Genomic DNA, 6,081 nt, shown 5'->3' on the forward strand with positions numbered 1-6,081 from the left:
TGCCCGTCAATGGCGACGGACTGCACCGACACTATGCACCAAGCAATTCCCGCCGAAACGGGCGATATGCCGCCCAAAGCTGCGGATTTTCTTAGGAATTTAGGGTAACGGAAGACCGCCCTCTGTTCCGTTTTTCTCCCCCCGTCACGGTTACCGGGGTCGCGCGCGAAGCAAGGGACAGAACCCGCGAAAATCCCCGATTTTTTCAGAGAATTGGCAGAGCGGCACACCGCCCCCTCTTCCAAAAAAAATAGAGATGAACCCCCCACCCCATCACGCGCGCGAAGCAACCGTCGTCGCGGCCCTCGGATTGGGACAGGAACTCATCCCCGGCTCATGCGAAGATCAAAACAATAGGGAGCTGGGCTATGGGATTCTTCAGTCGAAAGCGCACAGTAACCTTCCTTCCGAATGCGACGGACACGATGCCTGTGGCCGGGGTGAGCTATCGGCAGTCGGCCATTCGCGGCAGGGGAATCGGACCGTTCCAGCTAATGGCGGATCCTGGCAACAAGTTCGACGAGAATGCGGTCGCCGTTTATCAGGACAAGAGACAGGTAGGCTTCGTGCCCGCTGACGAGGCGAAGCTATGGTGCCGTCTGGTCAAGAAGCTTTCTAAAGAGGGCACAGGCGTCTGGGTTTACGGCGCCGTGCGTCAAGACGGCCGAGACCGGTGGATCCTGCTGAACGTGCCGGCAGAGGAGCAGGTCAGAGCTTGGCTCAAGCCTTAACCTGAGTGGTCCTACCGCTGCTCGGGTCTAGCCCCGACGACTTGCCCGACAATCCCGAACTCGTGCGTTAGCGGGCATCCTCGCACCGCTGAGATGGGATCACCGCCACCTATCGGCTCGCAGCGGGGAGTTATCGGTGTACCTGCCACCAAGCCAAGCGCCCCGACCGCCAGGACACGTGCTCGCGGTCCCTCGATGTCGAACGGCGCCAATCACCGGAGTACTCATTCCGGAGTACCCCTGTCGATGACCCACCTACCGCGTAGGTCATCCGCAATTTATACCTCTATTCATGTTTTGTTAGGTAAACCGGCCGTCATCAACGTGATCAGCACCCAGCCGGTTACGTTGCAGTGTTGGTTGTGCCTCACTTTGCGCTGAGGCACCATCCAGAGACTGAAAATAGTGCACTGTTGAACGTGCCTCACGTGAACGACTGCACCCCGTCGCTTGCGGAAAGGATCTTCGCGGCTGGTTTCAGCCCTTATGCCAGAAGGCACCGCCATGAAGCTCTACTTCTTGGACGCTCAGCTCGCTAAGCGACATATAACAACTATTGCTCCTGAGCTAGAAGCGGAACGGGTGTTTGACACCCACCGAGCCCTAGTCAAGGAACGCCTCTGTTTTTCAGTGGAGTCCGACCGGCCCCAATCTGGTTCGAGTACGGAGTTCATCTCGGAAACGGATGGGAGGGCTCCACGCTGCGCCAGTACGCGTATGTGGCTCTCCGGCTCGCCAGGTTTCTTGAATCGCTAAATATAGACCTGACCGAAGTTACAGAGAGTCATCTCGCGAACTATCGCGAGTCTCGAACCACTAATGGACCTCGGCCCATCTCAGCGGTTTCTTGGAGAGTTGAGGCTGTTGCAATCCGCGTGCTCTTCACCTATCTCGTTGACGCCCAAGTCATAGGCCGTTTTCCCTGGATATCACACGGGAATCGAGACGTGCTTAGACAACCAGTTCGCACTCAGCCAAACGTCCGCCACCTTTCCGAACGCGAGTGGCATATCTTCTTCAACGTCGGGCTTCAAGGGCGACTAGCCAACGGCGGAGCAGACATAACCTTTCGCGGACAACTGGCAATGCGAAATGCGATCGGGGCGCAGGTTGCCCTCACCACTGGAATGAGATTGTGCGAATTTCACAGCCTCCTCCTCTGCGAGATCGGCGCAGATGAGCAGGGCGATTTCGGATCCCATGTCACTTTGCAAGCATGCGCGAAGGGGGGCAGGGAAAGGTCGGCCTACATTCCGCCTCGCGTCTTGGCAAGGATAGGTTTGTACGTCGCAACCGAACGTCAAGCGATGTTTGCCGCCTCGTCAAGATTGAAAACCAGCTCACATGCATCACTGTTTATCGTCGACAACCAGTGTCCTCACGGAACGTGGCTGTCCGGTGAGCTCGACGGCGTTCGGGTACGCCGGACCGTGAAAGCAATGAAGCCGGCACTTCGTGCTCGCACCTTCAGAGACACGGGAGACGGCCTCGAGCCGATGTCGCTCTTCGTGAACTTCGGCGGTCGGATGCCATCCAAGGACTCCTGGCATCGAGCCTTCCGCGAGGCATCTGCACGGATGTCGGTCGTGCTTGGACCGACTCGATCCACTCGTCCAATCACGCCCCATATGCTGCGGCATACCTTCGCAACAACAATGCTGAAGAACTTACAACAAACGGACAGTACACGCGGAGTTTCCTTAGACCCCATCGTGGAGGTGCAACGTATGTTGGGCCATGCCAGTCTCGCAACGACGTCTATATATCTCGGTGCTCAGAATGAACTTTCCGATGAAGTTGAGGCCGCCTTCGCAAGTTGGACCGAAGAGTCGCAAGACTACGGGAGCCTCATCGACCAGTTTCGGCTAGAAAAGTTCTCCCACAATGACTAGTCGCAGTAAGCATTCGAAGCGATCGGTTTCCGGGCCGGTACGCGGTCGTGTGGCCACCCATTTCTTGGATCCGTTTGATTTTGAGTGTGCCAATCTAGCCGCGGAACTTGGCGACCTTTGGACTGATCAGGTGAAAGCCAGCGGGGTAACCATCAGTACAGCTGGCGGGTACAGGGCCGCCATCGTCCTCTTCTGCAGGTTTGCAGATACACGAGGCGCGCCGAGGAAGGCGTCCATCTACAGGCCCGACGACGACCTCGTATTCACGCTCTACGAATGGCGATCTTCGCTTTCCACTGCAGGTCAAAGCCAGGCCTACTCGCGAGTCGTCGCTCTGATTAGGCGAGCCGTATTGTCGAGCCGAACGGCGAACGCATCACTCGCAGCCATGGTGACCAGCCCGTTCTCGGCATCGCGACCGGAGGACACCCCGCTCGACGAGTTCTCGAACGCCGAACGGATCCAGCAGATGAGGGCCGCTACACGCGACGCGGCGATCACGGAATTGCGCATTCAACACGGGCAGATGCTATTTCGCGATAGCGCCTCGTTCCGATCATTGATCAGAACAGCCCTCGAAGGTGCTGGAGCCGAGGAAGTGAAGCGCCAGCTTTGTGCGGATGGAGATCTGATGCGTGCCATAGTTTCTACGCTGTCTGCTAGCCAGCTTGGCGTTGTTGGGCGGGATTTTGAAGGCCCCGCAAGCCGTGTATTGCGAGCGATTGCATCTCTCGTCGCGCCGAGCGAAACAGAGATGATGAGCTTTCAACTCCTACTGATGTGGTCCACAGGTATCGCACCGGAACAAGTCCGCGAAGCAAAGGTGGGGGACCTCGTATTCTCCGACGGCGGATTGGATTGGACGACGTTCAAAGCGCGGTCCCACGTACTCATGCGGCTCAATTTCACGGGACCCGCGTCCCAAGAGACTTGGGGAACGGCCGGTCTATTCAAACGGGCTATCGCCGTCACGGCTCTCGCGCGCAGCTTAGTCGACGACGATCAAACCCTTTGGATGGTCCACAAACTCACGAGAGTCAAACTCGTCATTAACCAGCAAAACTTTCAAAAGATTAAGCTCGGAGACTGGGCGTTAGTCCACGGTGTTCAGCTGTCGTTGCCGATCGACCTCCGAAGAATTCGCAAAGCCGTAAAAGCGGTACGCGCCGGGATTAGCGGATCGGCCGAAGCGGCCGCGGGCACGGATCATACGGAGACAACTTTCAATCGGTACTACCTACCTGTCACTTCCGTAATTTCAGCCTCGGCGCGCACGATTGCGCACGCTCAGGAGCGAGTCTTCGGACAGGCCCTTGCCTCAACCCCCACGCTGATTGCCCGCTCTGCGAGCTCGGTATTGCGCGATGAGTCGACAGAGGTCCGTGCTCGTCAACTGGCAGCACTTGTTGCCGATGAAACTCGGACGGAACGTGCACTCGGCGTAAGTGCTTGCGCGGACCCGACCAACGGTCCTAACACGGCCGCGGGAGAACTCTGCATGGAACGGCCTTTCGCCTGCTTGACTTGCCCCAATGCTGTGATCTTCACAGATCATCTCCCGCAGTTGCTTCTCATGTCGGATCACATCGAAGCCCGAAGACAGGACCTGTACCCGCCTCGCTTCATCGAGCAATGGGGAGAGCGACGAGAGAGTCTAAACGCAGTCCTAGAACAGTTCAGCAGTTCCGAAAAGGATGTTGCCCGAGGTACTATCCGAAGCGATGCCGAGCACCTTCATCTTCCGCTTGCCTCGCGAGCGGAGTTAGACAGATGAGCGCCCTTTCGCACCTGAGGGGCGTCGCGACTGCCGCCTTCCCTGCCAACACCTCTGTCGCCATGGAACACTCGATCCGCAGGGAGACAGAACCTATTCCGGTGTTCGGTGATGACTCAGTTCTGGTTTGGAACCTCAATTGCTTGGGGCGTCCGGCCAATGCCAATGGTGCGTGGGGACGCATCAGCTTCATAGGCCTAGAGAACACGTGGCTTACATATGCGAAAGAGATTGCGATGATATTACTCAACCCATCGCACCCGCTCTTGCTAAACCGCGGGGTCTTTCTTTCCACTCCCCCACGACAGCCGCGAACCGTTCGCAGCTTTGTGAAGTGCATTGCCATACTGCAGGACTTAGCCAAGGACAACGGATATCCTGCGAGCCTCACCTGGTGGAGCCGAGACGATTTCATCAACTCGATCCGACACTTGCAGCAGGTCCCGCAGCCGAGCCCGCAAGTAATTGCGGGCGTCGGGAAGATCGCGGCGCTCCTATACGTATGCAGATCCGTCTTGAGTGAAGGCGGCATCGCTCAACATCCTTGGCCCAATCCTGAGAACAATCCGCTGCGAGGAACGCAGCGGCGCAAGCCGTTGGCAACTCAGCCTGTGTCGCCAGAATTGTTCTATCCGCTCATACAAGCGGCGTGGGCCTATGTCTCTGTGTTCTCTGTCGACATCATCGCCGCCGGCGAGCACAGCGCGGTCTTCAAAGAGATGCCACGACAGCCTGCGAACACGGGAAGCTTGGACACATCGTTCGACCAATATATGGATCGCGACGATGAGCCAATCCTGCTCAAGAGAACTCGTCATCCGACCCAAAAGGAACAAGAAAATGTGAACTGGAGACAGCTCTCGGCTCGAATCACCGACGGCGCCACTTTAGACCTGTTCACGAATGGAAATCAGTCAGGACGACGGCGGCGCGACGTAGTCACCCAAGCACTCCAGTCGGGGCGCATCTCCGTTGTTGGCGGGGTGTTCGCCCCGGTGCAGGCGCTGCCAGGGCGAGACCGTCCTTGGCATGACAGCTTTGATTCCCATTCGGCTGGGGTAGAGAGCCGGATGCTGCGGGAGGCTTGCTACGTCGTCATCGCCTCGATGACGATGATGCGAGATTCAGAAGTGCAGGAGCTGCAGCGCGGCAGTGTTACCACTCACTACGGGGTAGCAGCCCTAAAATCTCCGCTGATAAAACATGAGCCTCATCGCCCCCTCAAATACTGGTGGATCACCGATCCTGTTCAGAAGGCTGTCGAGGTGCTCGAAAGTACCAGCCCACATGAGACTCACCTCTTCAGCAGTTCCCGCGCGTCTACCGCACGGTCCAAGGTTGCCGATCAACGCGGGTTCCACGTGACCAACGCACTTCAGCGATTCCGAAAGCGAATCAACGAGACGGCGCTCAGCACGGGGCTGAGCCCGATCCCCGCAGGTCCAATCACGCCTCATATGCTCCGACGAACGATGGCGCTCCTGACCGAATACGAGCACGGCGGACAAATCGCCGCGGGGCTGCAGTTAAAACACTCTCAAGCCACCGGGACCTCCAACGCCTTGACCGCGAGCTACAGCCGCGAGACTGAACGATGGGCGAAGTGACCTGCCGCGGATATCTCGGACAGTGGGCCCTCTTAAAATGAGGGATCACTGAAAGTCGAGATCAGCATGACCGCAGC

Annotated in this window: 4 protein-coding genes; all 4 read left to right on the forward strand. The window is 57.7% G+C overall.

The features are described from left to right. Positions 1 to 368: 368 nt before the first annotated feature. The 4 genes from CXY71_RS15790 (at position 369) to CXY71_RS15805 (ending at position 6,004) form a co-directional block, all read left to right on the forward strand. Entirely contained in the window at positions 369 to 731 is a 363-nt protein-coding gene (locus CXY71_RS15790) for an HIRAN domain-containing protein (RefSeq protein ID WP_104137434.1), read from the forward strand. A 1,280-nt stretch (positions 732 to 2,011) separates the two neighbouring features. Then, entirely contained in the window at positions 2,012 to 2,623 is a 612-nt protein-coding gene (locus CXY71_RS15795) for a tyrosine-type recombinase/integrase (protein WP_368665895.1), read from the forward strand. Positions 2,624 to 3,011: 388 nt separating this feature from the next. After that, the gene (locus tag CXY71_RS21210) at positions 3,012 to 4,397 is read left to right on the forward strand and encodes a hypothetical protein (RefSeq protein WP_233204667.1); all 1,386 of its coding nucleotides are present in this window, start codon (positions 3,012 to 3,014) and stop codon (positions 4,395 to 4,397) included. After that, positions 4,394 to 6,004, forward strand: a complete 1,611-nt coding sequence (locus tag CXY71_RS15805; protein ID WP_104137444.1) for a tyrosine-type recombinase/integrase — start codon at positions 4,394 to 4,396, stop codon at positions 6,002 to 6,004. Before CXY71_RS21210 ends, CXY71_RS15805 begins: the two co-directional genes overlap by 4 nt. Positions 6,005 to 6,081 lie beyond the last annotated feature (77 nt).

This window comes from Cryobacterium sp. Y62 (assembly GCF_002929785.1).
Lineage (GTDB): Bacteria > Actinomycetota > Actinomycetes > Actinomycetales > Microbacteriaceae > Cryobacterium.

Excerpts from the sequence above, each read along its gene's own strand:
- CXY71_RS21210 (WP_233204667.1), top strand. The coding sequence starts at position 3,012 with ATGGTGACCAGCCCGTTCTCGGCATCGCGACCGGAGGACACCCCGCTC.
- CXY71_RS15805 (WP_104137444.1), top strand. The coding sequence starts at position 4,394 with ATGAGCGCCCTTTCGCACCTGAGGGGCGTCGCGACTGCCGCCTTCCCT.
- CXY71_RS15790 (WP_104137434.1), top strand. The coding sequence starts at position 369 with ATGGGATTCTTCAGTCGAAAGCGCACAGTAACCTTCCTTCCGAATGCG.